This window comes from Streptococcus sp. Marseille-Q5986, assembly GCF_946902915.1.
Lineage (GTDB): Bacteria > Bacillota > Bacilli > Lactobacillales > Streptococcaceae > Streptococcus.
In genome coordinates, this window is record NZ_CAMPPY010000001.1 from 45614 (window position 1) to 62276 (window position 16663).

General features: G+C 40.3%; 19 protein-coding genes. 18 read left to right on the forward strand and 1 reads right to left on the reverse strand.

All coding sequences use genetic code 11. From position 1 onward, the window contains the following. The first annotated feature begins 22 nt into the window (after positions 1 to 22). The 14 genes from OVN21_RS00220 to tkt all read left to right on the forward strand — a co-directional run bounded on the left by OVN21_RS00220 (position 23) and on the right by tkt (position 14062). Positions 23 to 1213 carry an acetate kinase gene (locus OVN21_RS00220; RefSeq protein WP_267246818.1) on the forward strand — a complete coding sequence of 397 codons (1191 nt, stop codon included), beginning with the start codon at positions 23 to 25 and terminating at the stop codon, positions 1211 to 1213. Between the two features lie 149 nt (positions 1214 to 1362). Further along, positions 1363 to 1734: a ribonuclease P protein component gene (rnpA, locus tag OVN21_RS00225; RefSeq protein ID WP_000748120.1), complete on the forward strand. Its 372-nt coding sequence runs from the start codon at positions 1363 to 1365 to the stop codon at positions 1732 to 1734. Further along, positions 1709 to 2536 carry a membrane protein insertase YidC gene (locus OVN21_RS00230; RefSeq protein WP_267246819.1) on the forward strand — a complete coding sequence of 276 codons (828 nt, stop codon included), beginning with the start codon at positions 1709 to 1711 and terminating at the stop codon, positions 2534 to 2536. Before rnpA ends, OVN21_RS00230 begins: the two co-directional genes overlap by 26 nt. 14 nt (positions 2537 to 2550) lie before the next feature. After that, a complete protein-coding gene (gene jag / locus OVN21_RS00235) occupies positions 2551 to 3537 on the forward strand; it encodes an RNA-binding cell elongation regulator Jag/EloR (RefSeq protein ID WP_267246820.1) in 987 nt (328 codons plus the stop codon). 55 nt (positions 3538 to 3592) lie between these two features. Next, complete coding sequence (locus OVN21_RS00240; protein WP_267246821.1) at positions 3593 to 4216, forward strand: HI_0552 family protein; 624 nt, start codon at positions 3593 to 3595, stop codon at positions 4214 to 4216. A gap of 130 nt (positions 4217 to 4346) precedes the next feature. Next, positions 4347 to 5804, forward strand: a complete 1458-nt coding sequence (locus tag OVN21_RS00245) for a PTS ascorbate transporter subunit IIC (RefSeq protein ID WP_267246822.1) — start codon at positions 4347 to 4349, stop codon at positions 5802 to 5804. A gap of 23 nt (positions 5805 to 5827) precedes the next feature. Continuing rightward, the gene (locus OVN21_RS00250) at positions 5828 to 6109 is read left to right on the forward strand and encodes a PTS sugar transporter subunit IIB (protein ID WP_267246823.1); all 282 of its coding nucleotides are present in this window, start codon (positions 5828 to 5830) and stop codon (positions 6107 to 6109) included. 76 nt (positions 6110 to 6185) lie between these two features. Further along, positions 6186 to 6671: a PTS sugar transporter subunit IIA gene (locus OVN21_RS00255; RefSeq protein WP_023939875.1), complete on the forward strand. Its 486-nt coding sequence runs from the start codon at positions 6186 to 6188 to the stop codon at positions 6669 to 6671. 16 nt (positions 6672 to 6687) lie between these two features. Beyond that, on the forward strand, positions 6688 to 7353 hold the full coding sequence (locus OVN21_RS00260; RefSeq protein ID WP_049548839.1) for a 3-keto-L-gulonate-6-phosphate decarboxylase UlaD: 666 nt from the start codon (positions 6688 to 6690) through the stop codon (positions 7351 to 7353). A gap of 3 nt (positions 7354 to 7356) precedes the next feature. Beyond that, positions 7357 to 8220 (forward strand): L-ribulose-5-phosphate 3-epimerase, encoded by an 864-nt coding sequence (locus tag OVN21_RS00265; protein ID WP_267246824.1) that lies wholly within the window; start codon positions 7357 to 7359, stop codon positions 8218 to 8220. Between the two features lies 1 nt (position 8221). Beyond that, on the forward strand, positions 8222 to 8926 hold the full coding sequence (locus OVN21_RS00270) for an L-ribulose-5-phosphate 4-epimerase (protein ID WP_267246825.1): 705 nt from the start codon (positions 8222 to 8224) through the stop codon (positions 8924 to 8926). A gap of 165 nt (positions 8927 to 9091) precedes the next feature. Next, a complete protein-coding gene (locus OVN21_RS00275) occupies positions 9092 to 10762 on the forward strand; it encodes a BglG family transcription antiterminator (protein ID WP_267246826.1) in 1671 nt (556 codons plus the stop codon). A 119-nt stretch (positions 10763 to 10881) separates the two neighbouring features. Beyond that, entirely contained in the window at positions 10882 to 11973 is a 1092-nt protein-coding gene (gene ulaG, locus OVN21_RS00280) for an L-ascorbate 6-phosphate lactonase (RefSeq protein ID WP_267246827.1), read from the forward strand. Between the two features lie 112 nt (positions 11974 to 12085). Further along, entirely contained in the window at positions 12086 to 14062 is a 1977-nt protein-coding gene (gene tkt / locus OVN21_RS00285; protein ID WP_267246828.1) for a transketolase, read from the forward strand. A gap of 218 nt (positions 14063 to 14280) precedes the next feature. Here the strand turns inward: tkt and OVN21_RS00290 are convergent, their stop codons facing one another. Beyond that, positions 14281 to 14901 carry a hypothetical protein gene (locus OVN21_RS00290; protein ID WP_267246829.1) on the reverse strand — a complete coding sequence of 207 codons (621 nt, stop codon included), beginning with the start codon at positions 14899 to 14901 and terminating at the stop codon, positions 14281 to 14283. A 79-nt stretch (positions 14902 to 14980) separates the two neighbouring features. Between OVN21_RS00290 and OVN21_RS00295 the strand changes: the two genes are divergently transcribed. The 4 genes from OVN21_RS00295 to OVN21_RS00310 all read left to right on the forward strand — a co-directional run bounded on the left by OVN21_RS00295 (position 14981) and on the right by OVN21_RS00310 (position 16491). Beyond that, positions 14981 to 15181: a hypothetical protein gene (locus tag OVN21_RS00295; RefSeq protein WP_267246830.1), complete on the forward strand. Its 201-nt coding sequence runs from the start codon at positions 14981 to 14983 to the stop codon at positions 15179 to 15181. 98 nt (positions 15182 to 15279) lie between these two features. Continuing rightward, positions 15280 to 15600, forward strand: a complete 321-nt coding sequence (gene yajC, locus OVN21_RS00300; RefSeq protein ID WP_267246831.1) for a preprotein translocase subunit YajC — start codon at positions 15280 to 15282, stop codon at positions 15598 to 15600. Between the two features lie 47 nt (positions 15601 to 15647). Then, a complete protein-coding gene (locus tag OVN21_RS00305) occupies positions 15648 to 16091 on the forward strand; it encodes a low molecular weight protein-tyrosine-phosphatase (RefSeq protein ID WP_267246832.1) in 444 nt (147 codons plus the stop codon). Continuing rightward, the gene (locus tag OVN21_RS00310; protein WP_267246833.1) at positions 16078 to 16491 is read left to right on the forward strand and encodes an MORN repeat-containing protein; all 414 of its coding nucleotides are present in this window, start codon (positions 16078 to 16080) and stop codon (positions 16489 to 16491) included. Before OVN21_RS00305 ends, OVN21_RS00310 begins: the two co-directional genes overlap by 14 nt. The last annotated feature ends 172 nt before the right edge of the window (positions 16492 to 16663 follow it).

Genomic DNA, 16663 nt, shown 5'->3' on the forward strand with positions numbered 1-16663 from the left:
CTTAAAAAAGAGGTATCATCTTATGACAAAAACAATTGCAATCAATGCAGGAAGTTCAAGTTTGAAATGGCAATTATACTTAATGCCAGAAGAAAAAGTATTGGCGAAAGGTTTGATTGAACGTATCGGTTTGAAAGATTCAATTTCAACTGTAAAATTTGACGGCCGTTCTGAACAACAAATTCTTGATATTGAAAATCATACACAAGCCGTTAAAATTTTATTGGATGACTTGATTCGTTTCGATATTATCAAGGCTTATGACGAGATTACAGGTGTTGGACATCGTGTTGTTGCTGGTGGAGAATATTTCAAAGAATCAACAGTTGTTGAGGGAGATGTGATAGAAAAAGTTGAGGAGTTGGGACTCTTGGCTCCTCTACACAACCCGGCCAATGCAGCAGGTGTTCGTGCCTTCAAGGAATTGTTGCCCGACATTACCAGTGTAGTTGTTTTTGATACTTCCTTCCACACAAGTATGCCAGAGAAAGCTTATCGCTACCCTCTACCAACAAAATATTACACAGAAAACAAGGTTCGTAAATACGGTGCTCATGGTACAAGTCACCAGTTTGTAGCAGGAGAAGCAGCAAAACTCTTGGGACGTCCATTAGAAGATTTGAAACTGATTACCTGCCATATTGGTAATGGGGCTTCTATCACAGCTGTTAAGGGTGGGAAGTCTGTAGATACTTCTATGGGATTCACACCACTTGGCGGTGTGATGATGGGAACTCGTACAGGAGATATTGACCCTGCCATCATCCCTTATCTCATGCAATATACAGAGGATTTCAATACTCCAGAAGATATTAGTCGCATTCTCAATCGTGAATCAGGTCTTTTGGGAGTTTCTGCTAATTCTAGCGATATGCGCGATATAGAAGTAGCTGTAGCAGAAGGGAATCACGACGCCAGCTTGGCTTATGAAATGTATGTTGACCGTATCCAAAAACATATCGGTCAGTACCTTGCAGTCTTAAATGGGGCAGATGCCATTGTTTTCACAGCAGGTGTTGGTGAAAATGCAGCAAATTTCCGTCGTAATGTAATCTCAGGAATTTCGTGGTTTGGTTGTGATGTTGATGATGAAAAGAATGTCTTTGGTGTGACTGGAGACATCTCAACGGATGCAGCGAAAATCCGTGTCTTGGTTATTCCAACAGATGAGGAATTAGTTATTGCCCGTGACGTTGAACGCTTGAAAAAATAAGTAAATACACGTAAAATTTGATTGTGAAAAGAAGTTGGGAAAGAGATTTTCCGGCTTTTTTTATGCAGAAAATGTCTAAAACCTTGCTGTTATTGGCTTTTTTAAAAAATATGGTATAATAGTAGTAATTTAATAGATGGAGTTGAGTTTTGAAGAAAAGCTTTCGTGTAAAAAGAGAGAAAGATTTTAAGGCGATTTTCAAGGACGGAACGAGTTTTGCCAATCGAAAATTTGTTGTCTACCAATTGGAAAACCAGCAAAACCATTTTCGAGTAGGACTGTCCGTCAGCAAAAAGCTGGGGAATGCAGTTACCAGAAATCAAATTAAGAGACGGATCCGACACATTCTACAAAGTGTAAAAGGGAGTCTGGTAGAGCATGTCGATTTTGTCGTGATTGCCCGAAAAGGGGTGGAAACCTTGGAATATGCAGAGATGGAGAAAAATCTACTCCACGTATTAAAGTTATCAAAGATTTACCAGGAAGGAAATGGGAGTGAAAAAGAAACTACAGTTGACTAGTTTGTTGGGCTTGTCCTTGTTTATCATGACGGCCTGTGCAACAAATAGTACAGCTAGCGATATAACAGCAGACTCGACAGATTTTTGGAGTAAATTCGTCTATTTTTTTGCTGAAATTATCCGCTTTTTGTCCTTTGACATTAGTATCGGAGTGGGGATTATCCTCTTTACGATCTTGATTCGGACGATTCTATTACCAGTCTTTCAGACACAGATGGTTGCCTCTAGAAAAATGCAAGAGGCTCAACCACGCATCAAGGCTTTGCGAGAGCAATATCCGGGTCGTGATATGGAAAGTAGAACCAAGCTAGACCAGGGGATGCGCAAGGTTTATAAAGAGTTAGGGATCAAGCATTCATCCTCTCTCTGGCCAATTTTAATACAAATGCCGGTCCTCTTGGCTTTGTTCCAAGCCTTGAGTCGAGTGGAATTTTTAAAAACAGGGCATTTCTTATGGGTGAACCTAGGGGGAGTAGATACAAGCTTTATCCTTCCGATTTTGGCGGCAGTCTTTACCTTCTTGAGCAGTTGGTTATCAAATAAGGCTTTGCCTGAAAGAAGTGGAGCTATGACAGGGATGATGTACGGGATGCCGGTACTGATCTTTATCTTTGCCATCTCTGCGCCTAGTGGAGTCGCCTTGTACTGGGCAGTATCCAATGCTTATCAAGTTTTGCAAACCTATTTCTTGAACAATCCTTTCAAGATTATTGCTGAAAGAGAAGCGGTAGTCCAAGCAGAAAGAGATTTAGAAGGCAAGAAGAGAAGAGCCTTGAAGAAAGCACAGAAAAAGAAAAAATAAGGAGGAATCTGGTAATGGTATTATTTACAGGTTCAACGGTTGAAGAAGCAATCCAAAAAGGGTTGAAAGAATTAGACATTCCAAGAATGAAGACCCACATCAAGGTTGTTTCAAAAGAGAAAAAAGGTTTCTTGGGCTTGTTTGGTAAGAAGCCAGCTCAAGTTGATATCGAAGCAATCAGTGAAACAACAGTGATTAAAGCCAATCAACAGGCTGTCAAGGGTGTTCCAAAAGAAGTCAATGAAAAGAATGAACCAGTGAGAACCGTCAGTGAAGCAACGGTTGATTTGGGGCATGTAGTTGAAGCGATTAAGAAGATTGAAGAAGAAGGTAAAGGTGTCTCTGAAGAGGTCAAGGCTGAAATCTTGAAAAATGAAAAGCATGCCAGCACGATTTTGGAAGAAACAGGTCATATTTCAATTTTAAATGAACTGCAAGCAGAAGATGCTACTGAGGAAGTTGAGGCTGCTCCAGAAAAAGAAGTTGAAACGCAAGAAGTAGCGAGCCAATCGTTGGAAGACTTGGGCTTGAAAGTAGAGCCAAGTTATGATACCGAACAAGTGGCAACAGAAGTAGCTAGCTACGTTCAAACCATTGTGGATGATATGGATGTTGAAGGTACGATTTCAAGCGACTACAATCGCCGCACCATCAATCTTCAAATTGACACTAATGAACCAGGCCGGATTATCGGCTACCACGGAAAAGTCTTGAAAGCTCTTCAACTGTTAGCGCAAAATTACCTTTACAATCGCTATTCAAGAACCTTCTACATCACAATCAATGTCAATGATTACGTTGAACACCGTGCAGAAGTCTTGCAAACCTACGCTCAAAAATTGGCGACTCGCGTTTTAGAAGAAGGACGTAGCCAACAAACAGATCCAATGTCAAATAGCGAACGCAAGATTATCCATCGCATTATTTCACGCATGGATGGCGTGACGAGTTACTCTGAAGGTGACGAGCCAAATCGCTATGTTGTCGTAGATGCAGAATAAGCAAAGTAAAATCAGGTTCATCCTGATTTTTTGCTAGGAAAGGAAAGATTCAGATATGCTGAAAGCAGTTAGAGAATACCTATCATTTGCAGGAGTCCAGTACCGTAATCCTGATAAAGCTGGTGATGAAAGAGAAAAGATGTTGGCCTTGCGGCAAAAAGGTCAAGAGGCTCGGAGGTCTTTTACAGAATTGGCTAAAACTTTTCAAGCTAGTCATCCAGAATGGCAACTGCAACAGACTAGTCAGTGGATGAACCAAGCGCAGCGTTTGCGACCGCATTTCTGGGCCTATCTACAGAGAGATGGACAAGTGACAGAACCTATGATGGCCTTACGTTTGTGTGGAACACCTGCTGATTATGGGATTTCTTTAGAGGTCAGTTTCATCGAGCGTAAGAAAGACGAGCAGACCTTAGACAAGCAAGCCAAGGTTTTAGAAATTCCAGTGCTAGAAGGAATTTATTATCTAGTTTATTCAAATGGGGAAAGTCATAAGGTGGAGGCTACTGAGGAGAATCGTCATACTTTATGCGAGAAGGTGAGAAGTCAGGAAGCCCGAAAAGTTTTGGTCAAGTCAGATGTTTCCCTCATTGAAAATCAGTCAGTAGAAGCGATATCGGAAAAATTAGAAGAAGCCTATATTCGCCTACTTCCTTATTATGAGGGAACGAGGAAGTAAACTTTCTCAAAAAATATCATAAATCGTACAGTCCAAGAGTGAACAGTCCGCTGTGTAATTCTTGGTCTTTTTGTTATCGTTTTCAAATTATATAATAAACTTACAAAAACAATTCAAAAGGAGAACAATTATGGAAGTCGTTTCAAGTGTTCTAAATTGGTTTTCTAGCAATATTTTGCAGAATCCCGCATTTTTCGTAGGTTTATTGGTGTTGATAGGATATGCACTTTTGAAAAAACCTGCCCATGACGTTTTTTCAGGGTTTGTTAAAGCAACAGTAGGGTATATGTTGCTTAACGTGGGTGCTGGTGGTTTGGTTACAACTTTCCGTCCAATCTTGGCAGCACTCAACTTTAAATTCCAAATTGGTGCGGCAGTTATCGACCCTTACTTTGGACTTGCTGCAGCAAACAACAAAATTGCAGCTGAGTTTCCAGATTTTGTTGGAACTGCAACTACAGCTCTATTGATCGGTTTTGGAGTAAATATCTTGCTTGTAGCTCTACGCAAGATTACGAAAGTAAGAACCCTCTTTATTACTGGTCACATCATGGTACAACAAGCTGCGACTGTATCTCTTATGGTTCTATTCTTAGTTCCACAATTGCGCAATGCTTACGGTACAGCAGCAATCGGTATCATCTGTGGACTTTACTGGGCAGTTAGTTCAAATATGACTGTTGAGGCGACTCAACGCTTGACTGGTGGTGGCGGATTTGCGATTGGTCACCAACAGCAATTTGCAATCTGGTTTGTAGATAAAATCGCAGGACGTTTTGGTAAGAAGGAAGAAAGTCTAGACAATCTTAAATTACCTAAGTTCCTCTCTATCTTCCACGATACAGTAGTTGCCTCTGCAACTTTGATGCTGGTCTTCTTTGGTGCTATTCTCTTAATCTTGGGACCAGAAATCATGTCAAATAAAGAAGTCATCACTTCAGGAACTTTGTTCAATCCTGCTAAGCAAGACTTCTTCATGTACATTATTCAAACAGCCTTCACCTTTTCAGTTTACTTGTTTATCTTGATGCAAGGTGTCCGCATGTTCGTATCTGAGTTGACAAATGCCTTCCAAGGTATTTCAAACAAATTGTTGCCAGGTTCATTCCCAGCGGTCGACGTTGCAGCTTCTTATGGATTTGGATCTCCAAACGCTGTCTTGTCTGGATTTGCCTTTGGTTTGATTGGTCAATTGATTACAATCGTTCTACTTATTGTCTTCAAAAACCCTATCCTTATCATCACAGGATTTATACCGGTATTCTTTGATAATGCAGCCATCGCTGTTTACGCTGACAAACGTGGTGGTTGGAAAGCAGCAGTTATCTTATCATTTATCTCAGGTGTGCTTCAAGTTGCCCTCGGTGCTCTCTGTGTAGCCCTTCTTGACTTGGCATCTTACGGTGGTTACCATGGAAATATCGACTTTGAATTCCCATGGCTTGGATTTGGCTACATCTTCAAATACCTCGGTATTGTTGGTTATGTACTTGTATGTCTCTTCTTGCTTGTTATTCCTCAACTTCAATTTGCCAAAGCAAAAGATAAAGAAAAATACTACAACGGTGAAGTTCAAGAAGAAGCATAGTTTCTAGAAAAGGAGAAAATAAAATGGTTAAAGTATTAGCAGCGTGTGGAAATGGAATGGGTTCATCTATGGTTATCAAGATGAAGGTTGAAAATGCTCTCCGTAAGCTTAATCAAACAGATTTTACAGTCAATTCATGCAGTGTCGGTGAAGCTAAAGGTTTAGCAGCAGGATATGACATCGTAATCGCTTCTCTTCATTTGATTCGAGAATTGGAAGGGCGAACTAATGGGAAGTTAATTGGGCTTGACAACTTGATGGATGATAAAGAAATCACTGAAAAACTCAGTCAAGCACTACAGTAAAAGGTTGGAGGGGGCTGGACAGAAACTGAGAGTTATCGTTTCTGTCCTTCTCCCTCTTTAAATAAAGGAGGCAGATATGAATTTAAAACAAGCTTTAATTGACAATGACTCGATCCGACTAGGTTTAGAGGCTAAGGATTGGAAAGAGGCAGTCAAGGTAGCAGTAGATCCCTTGATTGAAAGTGGGGCAATTTTGCCAGAGTATTACGATGCTATCATTGAATCGACTGAAGAGTATGGCCCTTACTATATTTTAATGCCAGGTATGGCTATGCCCCATGCTAGACCTGAAGCGGGTGTGCAAAGTGATGCTTTTTCACTGATTACCTTACAAAATCCGGTTGTATTTTCAGATGGGAAAGAGGTATCTGTTTTGTTGGCACTAGCAGCAACAAGCTCAAAAATTCACACAAGTGTAGCCATTCCACAGATCATTGCCTTATTTGAATTAGAAGATTCTATTGCACGTTTACAGGCTTGCCAGACTAAAGAAGATGTCTTGGCGATGATTGAAGAATCTAAGGATAGCCCTTATCTCGAAGGATTGGATTTGGAAAGTTAGAAAGAGGAAAAAAGAGATGACAAAAAGAATACCTAATTTACAAGTTGCATTAGATCATTCAGACTTGCAAGGAGCGATTAAAGCAGCTGTTTCTGTTGGTCAGGAAGTAGATATTATCGAAGCTGGAACTGTTTGCTTATTACAAGTTGGAAGTGAACTGGTTGAAGTCTTGCGAAGCCTTTTCCCAGATAAGATTATTGTAGCAGACACAAAATGTGCCGATGCTGGTGGAACAGTTGCCAAAAATAATGCCGTTCGTGGAGCGGACTGGATGACTTGTATCTGTTGTGCAACCATCCCTACTATGGAAGCGGCTCTAAAGGCTATCAAGGCTGAACGTGGAGATCGAGGAGAAATTCAGATCGAGCTTTATGGTGATTGGACTTTTGAACAAGCTCAGCTTTGGCTGGATGCAGGTATCTCACAAGCAATTTATCACCAGTCTCGTGATGCCCTTCTTGCAGGTGAAACTTGGGGTGAAAAAGACCTTAATAAGGTTAAAAAACTCATTGACATGGGCTTCCGTGTGTCTGTTACAGGTGGACTGGATGTGGATACACTCAAACTCTTTGAAGGCGTTGATGTCTTTACCTTTATCGCAGGTCGTGGAATTACAGAGGCTGCGGATCCAGCAGGAGCAGCGCGTGCCTTTAAGGATGAAATCAAACGAATTTGGGGGTAAACCATGGCACGTCCAATTGGAATCTATGAAAAAGCTACACCCAAGCATTTTACTTGGTTAGAACGCTTGAATTTTGCCAAAGAGTTAGGCTTCGACTTCGTTGAGATGTCGATTGATGAGCGTGATGAACGTTTGGTCCGTCTAGATTGGAGCAAGGAAGAACGTTTGGAGATTGTGAAAGCTATCTATGAAACAGGTATCCGAATCCCATCCATCTGTTTCTCAGGCCATCGTCGCTATCCAATGGGGTCAAACGATCCTGTTTTAGAAAAAAAATCGCTAGAACTGATGAAAAAATGTATCGAACTGGCTCAGGATTTGGGAGTTCGTACCATTCAACTAGCTGGCTATGATGTTTATTATGAGGAGAAATCCCCTCAAACGCATGAACGCTTTATCAAAAACCTCCGACAAGCCTGTGATTGGGCGGAGGAGGCTCAGGTGATTTTGGCTATTGAGATTATGGACGATCCTTTTATCAATAGCATTGAGAAGTACTTAGCTGTTGAAAAAGAGATTGATTCACCTTATCTCTTTGTCTATCCAGATATTGGCAATGTTTCAGCTTGGCATAATGACGTTTATAGTGAATTTTATATCGGGCACCATGCCCTTGCAGCCCTCCATCTTAAGGATACCTATCCTGTAACCGAGACTTCAAAAGGACAATTCCGAGATGTTCCTTTTGGGACTGGTTGTGTCAACTGGGAAGCAGCTTTTGATATTTTGAAGAAGACCAACTATAATGGTCCTTTCCTAATCGAGATGTGGTCTGAAAACTGTGAAACAGTAGAAGAAACCAAAGCAGCTATCAAAGCAGCTCAAGATTTCCTCTACCCATTAATAAAGAAAGCGGGTTTGATGTAAGATGAATCAAGTAATCAATGATATGAGAAAGCGTGTCTGCGAAGCCAATCAATCTCTTCCTAAGCATGGCTTGGTTAAATTCACATGGGGCAATGTCTCAGAAGTGAATCGTGAACTAGGTGTGATTGTTATCAAACCGTCTGGCGTGGATTACGATAAATTGACTCCTGAAAACATGGTGGTGACAGATTTGGATGGGAAGGTTCTTGAAGGCGATTTGAGACCATCTTCTGACCTGCCAACCCACGTAGAGTTATACAAGGCTTGGCCTGCTATTGGTAGTGTGGTCCACACTCATTCGACAGAGGCAGTTGGTTGGGCACAGGCGGGACGCGATATCCCATTTTATGGGACAACACATGCCGACTATTTTTACGGACCAATTCCTTGTGCTCGTAGCTTGACTAAGGACGAAGTTGAAGTAGCTTATGAAAAGGATACAGGCTTAGTCATTCTAGAAGAATTTGACCGTCGTGGGCTCAATCCGGTTGAAGTACCAGGAATTGTTGTACGCAATCACGGTCCATTCACCTGGGGTAAAAATCCAGAGAATGCTGTTTATCACTCTGTCGTATTAGAGGAAGTATCAAAGATGAACCGCTTCACAGAGCAAATCAATCCAAGAGTTGAACCAGCTCCACAGTACATACTGGAAAAACATTACCAAAGAAAGCACGGACCAAATGCCTACTATGGTCAAAAATAAAAAACGAGCAATTGAAAAGAGGCTTGGAGATATCTAAGCCTCCCTTTGCAATGAAACCGAAAAGCAAACCAGCTAATGATAAATATTATCATTGAAATATTTTTATTAAAGTGTTATGATGGGGAGACTGTTTGATTGATTAGTCCCGAATAATAGGAGGAGAAGATGGTATTAGATAAAACGAGTTGTGAGCTATTGCTGTACCTCATGGATCAAGAATCTCCCAAAACGATTATGACCATTTCCAAAGATTTGAGGCAATCAAGGAGAAAGATCTACTATCATATTGATAAAATTAATGATGCGCTGGGCAATCCTGAATATCATCTTGTTAGTCTTCCTCGTATCGGTGTCTATTTGACAGAGGAGCAGAGACTTGCTTGTCAGCAACTTTTATCCGAAGTTGACTCCTACGACTATGTGATGAGTGGGGAAGAACGCATGCAGATGATGTTGTTTTGGATTGGAATTGCTAAAGAACGCATCACTATCGAAAAGCTTATGGAATTAACAGAAGTTTCGCGCAACACCGTTTTAAATGATCTCAACACTATTCGTTATCAGTTAAGTTTGGAACAGTATCAGGTGACCTTGCAAGTAAGTAAATCACAAGGTTATTATCTTAGTGCCCATCCTTTAAATAAAATTCAGCATCTTCAATCTCTCTTATACCACCTCTTTATGGAAGGAAATGAGGCTTTTGTTACTATTCTTGAAGATAAGATTAGGGATAGATTCCAAGGAGAGTTGCTCTTATCCAGACAAATGCATCAGTTTCTCAAGGAGCAGGTGCCTCTAGTTGAACAGGACTTAGGGAAAAAGATTAACCATCACGAAGTTACCTTTATGTTACGTGTGCTTCCCTATCTGCTTTTAAGTTGTGATAACATCACTCGCTATCAAGAGAAACATCAGGATATTGAACAAGAATTTTCTTTGATTCGCAGAAGGATAGAGTACCGAGTGTCTAAAAAATTGAGTAAACGTCTTTTTGAAAGTTTTGAGATTTCTTTATCAGAACTTGAAGTTTCCCTACTAGCAATTCTCCTTCTATCCTATAGAAAGGATAGGGACATTCATGCAGAAAGCAAAGATTTTCATCAGTTAAGGAATAGCCTGGAAGAGTTTATCTGGCATTTTGAATCGCAGACCAAGATGGAAATTGAAAACAAGGAAGACTTGTTACGTAACCTGCTGATCCATTGTAAAGCTTTGTTGTTTAGAAAAACCTATGGAATTTTTTCTAAGAATCCTCTCACAAAACAAATTCGCTCCAAGTATAGTGATCTCTTTATCATCACTAAAAAGTGTGCAGAGATTTTAGAGGAAGCCTGGTTTGTGCATTTGACGGACGATGAGATCGCTTATCTGACGATTCACGTTGGCGGATTTTTGAAATATACCCCCTCTTCTCGGAATACCACCCAAAAAATCTATCTTGTTTGTGATGAAGGAGTGGGAGTTTCCAAACTTTTGCTCAAACAATGTCGATTCTATCTTCCAAATGAGCAAATCGGAGCAGTTTTCACAACAGAACAGTTTAAAAGTGTCGAAGATATTGCCTTGGTGGATTTGGTGATTACAACAAATGATGAACTCGAGAGTCGCTTTCCTGTCTTAAAGGTCAATCCTATACTAGAGGCAGAAGATATCTTGCGTATCGTCGATTATCTGAAATACAAGGTTTTTCGAAAGGACGGCAGAAGTTTTAGTGAAAATTTATCAACCATTATATCAACTTATATACCCGACAAGCATGCTGCGGTGAAGTTACAAGAGGAAATTCAAGCACTTATTAACCAAGAATTGGTTATCCAGTCCTTTTTTGAAGAATGATAATACCACAGTCCAATGATGAACACAAACCTGTGTTTTTCTTGGTCTTTTTTAATCTCATGGGGGATGGTATACTAAGGATGAAAACAATACTTGAACAAAATATGGAGGACATCATAATGCCAAACGTAAAAGAAATTACAAGAGAATCATGGATTCTAGCAACTTTTCCAGAGTGGGGAACATGGCTCAACGAAGAAATCGAAGAAGAAGTCGTCCCTGAAGGAAACTTTTCAATGTGGTGGCTTGGTAACTGTGGAACTTGGATCAAGACACCTGGTGGAGCTAACGTTGTGATGGACCTTTGGTCAAACCGTGGAAAATCTACTAAAAAAGTGAAAGATATGGTTCGTGGGCACCAAATGGCAAATATGGCAGGGGTACGTAAATTGCAACCAAACTTGCGTGTACAGCCGATGGTGATTGACCCATTTGCAATCAATGAGTTAGACTACTACTTGGTTTCTCACTTCCATAGCGATCATATTGATCCTTACACAGCAGCAGCGATTTTAAACAATCCAAAATTAGAGCATGTTAAATTTATCGGACCTTACCATTGCGGACTTATCTGGGAAGGATGGGGAGTTCCAAAAGAACGCATTATTGTAGTTAAACCGGGTGACACGATTGAACTTAAAGACATGAAGATTCATGCTGTTGAATCCTTTGACCGTACCTGTTTGGTAACATTACCAGTCAACGGCGCTGATGAGACAGGTGGAGAATTGGCAGGTTTGGCTGTCACTGATGAAGAAATGGCTCAAAAAGCTGTTAACTATATCTTTGAAACACCTGGTGGCACCATCTACCACGGTGCAGACTCTCACTTCTCAAACTATTTTGCAAAACATGGTAAAGACTTTAGAATTGATGTTGCTTTGAATAACTATGGTGAAAACCCAGTTGGTATCCAAGATAAAATGACCTCTATCGATCTTCTTCGTATGGCAGAAAATCTACGTGCCAAAGTCATTATCCCAGTTCACTATGATATCTGGTCTAACTTTATGGCTTCTACAAATGAAATCTTAGAATTGTGGAAGATGAGAAAAGACCGTTTGCAGTACAACTTTCATCCATTTATCTGGGAAGTAGGTGGTAAGTACACTTATCCTCAAGACCAACACTTGGTAGAATACCATCACCCACGTGGTTTTGATGACTGTTTTGAGCAAGATTCAAATATCCAGTTCAAAGCTTTACTCTAATGTAAAATATTTTTTGGAGGTTATCCGTATGTTGCATGATACGGATAATTTTCATATAATAGTAAAATAAGATGCGTGATAGACCTATCACCTCAAATAGAAAGGAAATTCTATGTCAAATCTATCTGTTAATGCAATCCGTTTCCTAGGTATTGACGCCATCAACAAAGCAAACTCAGGTCACCCAGGGGTGGTTATGGGGGCTGCTCCAATGGCCTATAGCCTCTTTACAAAGCAACTTCGTATCAATCCAGCTCAACCAAACTGGATCAACCGCGACCGTTTTATTCTTTCAGCAGGACACGGCTCTATGCTTCTTTATGCCCTTCTTCACCTTTCTGGTTTTGAAGATGTCAGCATGGATGAAGTCAAGAACTTCCGCCAATGGGGTTCCAAAACACCAGGTCACCCAGAATTTGGTCATACTGCGGGGGTTGACGCTACTACTGGACCTCTAGGTCAAGGGATTTCTACTGCTACTGGTTTTGCCCAAGCAGAACGCTTCTTAGCAGCCAAATATAACCGCGAAGGCTATAATATCTTTGATCACTATACTTACGTTATCTGTGGAGACGGAGATTTGATGGAAGGTGTTTCAAGTGAGGCGGCTTCATACGCAGGTTTACAAAAACTTGACAAGTTGGTTGTTCTTTATGATTCAAATGACATCAACTTGGATGGTGAGACAAAAGATTCCTTCACAGAAAGTGTTCGTGACCGTTACAATGCCTACGGTTGGCATACAGCCTTGGTTGAAGATGGAACAGACTTGGAAGCTATCCATGCTGCTATCGAAGCTGCTAAAGCTTCAGGCAAACCATCTTTGATTGAAGTGAAGACTGTGATTGGATACGGTTCTCCAAACAAACAAGGAACCAATGCTGTACACGGTGCTCCTCTTGGAGCAGACGAAACTGCAGCGACTCGTCAAGCCCTCGGTTGGGACTATGAACCATTTGAAATCCCAGCTGAAGTATATGCTGATTTCAAAGAAAATGTTGCAGACCGTGGCGCATCAGCTTATCAAGCTTGGACAAAATTAGTTGCTGACTATAAAGAAGCGCATCCAGAACTGGCTGCAGAAGTAGAAGCTATTATCGACGGCCGTGATCCAGTTGAAGTGACTCCAGCAGACTTCCCAGCTATAGAAAATGGCTTCTCTCAAGCAACTCGTAATTCAAGTCAAGATGCCTTGAACGTTGTAGCTTCCAAGTTGCCAACCTTCCTAGGTGGATCAGCTGACCTCGCTCACTCAAATATGACTTACATCAAAACGGACGGACTTCAAGACGACACTAATCGCTTGAACCGCAACATTCAGTTTGGTGTTCGTGAATTTGCAATGGGAACAATCTTGAACGGGATGGCTCTTCACGGTGGACTTCGTGTATACGGTGGAACTTTCTTCGTCTTTTCTGACTATGTGAAGGCAGCTGTCCGTTTGTCAGCCTTGCAAGGACTTCCTGTGACTTATGTCTTTACCCACGATTCTATTGCGGTAGGGGAAGATGGCCCAACTCACGAACCAGTTGAACACTTGGCAGGTCTCCGTGCCATGCCAAATCTAAATGTTTTCCGTCCAGCAGATGCGCGTGAAACGCAAGCAGCTTGGTACCTGGCAGTGACAAGTGAGAAAACACCAACTGCCCTTGTCTTGACCCGTCAAAACTTGACTGTTGAAGAGGGAACAGACTTCGACAAGGTTGCAAAAGGTGCCTATGTTGTCTATGAAAATGCAGCAGACTTTGATACCATCTTGATTGCGACAGGTTCAGAGGTCAATCTTGCTGTCTCAGCCGCCAAAGAATTGGCTAGTCAAGGTGAAAAAGTCCGCGTAGTCAGCATGCCATCTACAGATGTCTTTGACGCACAAGATGCAGCATACAAGGAAGAAATCCTTCCAAATGCAGTCCGCCGTCGTGTTGCAGTCGAAATGGGTGCAAGTCAAAACTGGTACAAATATGTCGGTCTAGATGGTGCCGTTCTCAGTATTGATACCTTTGGAGCCTCTGCCCCAGCACCAAAAGTCTTGGCAGAATATGGCTTTACTGTAGAAGATCTTGTAGAACTTGTGAATAACTTGAAATAATAAAATGAAAAGTTTTAAGGAATTCAATCGTAGATGATTGCTTATAAAAATGGTGGAACGAATTCCGTTCCACCATTTTTATAGAACATAAAAGAGATGTAAGGTTAATACTCTTCGAAAATTAAATTCAAACCATGCCAGCGTCGCCTTACCGTACTCAAGTACAGCTTGTGGCTAGCTTCCTAGTTTGCTCTTTGATTTTCATTGAGTATAATTTATTAAAAATTAACGTAGGTGGTTTCAGTCTTGACATAACCTGAATAGTCAGAGTTTTTATAAGACTTAGTAATAAATTTCCATTTTCGTTGATGTGCATTTATATAAGTGGTAGTGATGTAATAAGGATAAGGGTTATTTGATTGAAGCCAGGATTGATAGGCGCCTATACCGGAAAATGATGCGCCAATCACCCAAGGCCAAGGACCCCCAACAATCGCTCCTAATTGTGCAAAGAATGCACTTAATCCCAAATTCATCAAATTATCTCTAAAAGAATTTTCCAGTACATTTCCTCTGACGGTTGAGACATAATGCCAAGCTTTTGGATCTATTGAACGAAAAGTTACTGAGTTGCTAATTGAGTTGATCTCATATTCACTAAAAAATTGACCATTCAAGTAAACACCATCTGGACGTTTTTTAATGACATCTTTTTTACCATCACTATAAATAATTTCAAGAACGGTATCGTTTATGATGTTTATCTGTGTGGAGTCCGAATTAACCTCAGTTTGTGTTGTATATAGATCATTATTTGCTAAAACAGATAGTGGTGAAACAACTACAACACATAAGCAAATTGTAGCTAGAAGATAAAAATACTTGAAATGTTTATACACAATAATTTCTACTTTTTATTTGATTTTTTTATAATTTAATTACACACTAAAAACACAGAAAAAGAAAGCGGCAATAAAAATGAAAGTATCTCTTTTTTTAAAAAAAAGTTTCTGGTCAACCTTTTTGATTATTAACCAAACAATTATACTATTACATTTAAAGGATGGTTTGGATCGACAATACCTAACGACTGAGCACATATATTGGGTTGTAAGCACGTTTATATTTGTAAATATTTTAGTTGGAGTATTTAGTAATATTAAAATAAAAGAGGACTGAAAATAGATTTGATTCTTACTAGAAAAGCAAGGCACAACCTTGTAAAAGTAGCTGAAATTTGATATAGTAGTCCTATGTAAAAGATAAAGGAGAAAACAATGAATCCAAATATTACTTTTTTAATCATGCTTGTAGGTATGATGGCCTTGATGTTCTTTATGCAACGTTCTCAAAAGAAACAAGCTCAAAAGCGTATGGAAAGCTTAAATAAACTTCAAAAAGGCTATGAAGTGATTACAATTGGCGGTCTTTACGGAACAGTGGATGAAGTAGACACTGAGAAGAGAACAATCGTACTTGATGTAGATGGTGTTTATTTGACTTTTGAATTGACTGCTATCAAGACCGTTTTGCCGCTCAAAGAGGCTGTGACACCAGAAGGAACAGTTGTTGACGAAGGCGGAGCAATTGAAGAATAAAACGGGATCTGTCACTCCCGTTTTTCTATAAAGTAAGAGGAAAAGGGATGAGAAAAATAGTATTTGTGTGCTTAGGAAACATCTGCCGTAGCCCCATGGCGGAGTTTGTGATGAAATCCATAACGAGTGATTACCAGGTTGAGAGTCGTGCGACTTCGGCTTGGGAACATGGCAATCCGATTCATAAGGGAACGCAGGGGATTTTCCAGCAGTATCAGATTCCTTATGACAAAGACAAAACATCACTCCAGATTCGTAGAGAAGATTTTGAGTCATTTGATTACATTATCGGGATGGATGCTTTAAACGTTTCAGATCTGCGTCACATGTGTCCTCAGGAATTGCAGTATAAGATCTACCCTTTTGCATCTGAAAGTGTTCCAGATCCTTGGTATACAGGAGATTTTGAGGAAACCTATGCTCGCATCACAAGTGGATGTCAAAGCTGGCTAGATCGATTAGAAAATGAGAGTGACAATGGAAAAGCTTAAACAAATCTATGAGAAGTATAGAGTTTACCTAACTCGCCCTAGGTTAGAGTTCATTACAGTAGTCGTAATTGCACCCTGTGCCCTTTCGGTATTTCTACTAAATACACCCAAAAAGGGTTTCCTGACACTTGATGGTGGTGCACTTGTTTATGATGGTACCCTGGTACGAGGGAAAATGAATGGTCAGGGGACCATGACCTTTGAAAATGGGGACCAATATACAGGTGATTTCAATAATGGAGCCTTTAATGGAAAAGGAACCTTCCAATCAAAAGATGGCTGGAAATACGAAGGTGATTTTGTAAATGGTCAGGCTGAAGGTCAAGGAAAGTTGACGACAGAGCAAGAAGTTGTCTATGAAGGAACCTTTAAACAAGGCGTTTTCCAACAAAAACAGTAGTCTCCAGATGAGGAGGCTATTTTTAAAAGTATGAAAGAAAGCGTTTTCTGCGCACGGCTTCGATAAATAGCTATCAATTAGAAAAAACTTTGTGAAATAAAAAAATATTTTTCATAATTTCACAATCAGCCGGTCAAAACTCTATTGTACGGGTGAATTGAGAAAAAGTTCA

Excerpts from the sequence above, each read along its gene's own strand:
- OVN21_RS00220 (WP_267246818.1), top strand. The coding sequence starts at position 23 with ATGACAAAAACAATTGCAATCAATGCAGGAAGTTCAAGTTTGAAATGG.
- jag (WP_267246820.1), top strand. The coding sequence starts at position 2,551 with ATGGTATTATTTACAGGTTCAACGGTTGAAGAAGCAATCCAAAAAGGG.
- OVN21_RS00240 (WP_267246821.1), top strand. The coding sequence starts at position 3,593 with ATGCTGAAAGCAGTTAGAGAATACCTATCATTTGCAGGAGTCCAGTAC.
- OVN21_RS00245 (WP_267246822.1), top strand. The coding sequence starts at position 4,347 with ATGGAAGTCGTTTCAAGTGTTCTAAATTGGTTTTCTAGCAATATTTTG.
- OVN21_RS00250 (WP_267246823.1), top strand. The coding sequence starts at position 5,828 with ATGGTTAAAGTATTAGCAGCGTGTGGAAATGGAATGGGTTCATCTATG.
- OVN21_RS00255 (WP_023939875.1), top strand. The coding sequence starts at position 6,186 with ATGAATTTAAAACAAGCTTTAATTGACAATGACTCGATCCGACTAGGT.
- OVN21_RS00260 (WP_049548839.1), top strand. The coding sequence starts at position 6,688 with ATGACAAAAAGAATACCTAATTTACAAGTTGCATTAGATCATTCAGAC.
- OVN21_RS00265 (WP_267246824.1), top strand. The coding sequence starts at position 7,357 with ATGGCACGTCCAATTGGAATCTATGAAAAAGCTACACCCAAGCATTTT.
- OVN21_RS00270 (WP_267246825.1), top strand. The coding sequence starts at position 8,222 with ATGAATCAAGTAATCAATGATATGAGAAAGCGTGTCTGCGAAGCCAAT.
- OVN21_RS00275 (WP_267246826.1), top strand. The coding sequence starts at position 9,092 with ATGGTATTAGATAAAACGAGTTGTGAGCTATTGCTGTACCTCATGGAT.
- ulaG (WP_267246827.1), top strand. The coding sequence starts at position 10,882 with ATGCCAAACGTAAAAGAAATTACAAGAGAATCATGGATTCTAGCAACT.
- tkt (WP_267246828.1), top strand. The coding sequence starts at position 12,086 with ATGTCAAATCTATCTGTTAATGCAATCCGTTTCCTAGGTATTGACGCC.
- OVN21_RS00295 (WP_267246830.1), top strand. The coding sequence starts at position 14,981 with ATGAAAGTATCTCTTTTTTTAAAAAAAAGTTTCTGGTCAACCTTTTTG.
- yajC (WP_267246831.1), top strand. The coding sequence starts at position 15,280 with ATGAATCCAAATATTACTTTTTTAATCATGCTTGTAGGTATGATGGCC.
- OVN21_RS00305 (WP_267246832.1), top strand. The coding sequence starts at position 15,648 with ATGAGAAAAATAGTATTTGTGTGCTTAGGAAACATCTGCCGTAGCCCC.
- OVN21_RS00310 (WP_267246833.1), top strand. The coding sequence starts at position 16,078 with ATGGAAAAGCTTAAACAAATCTATGAGAAGTATAGAGTTTACCTAACT.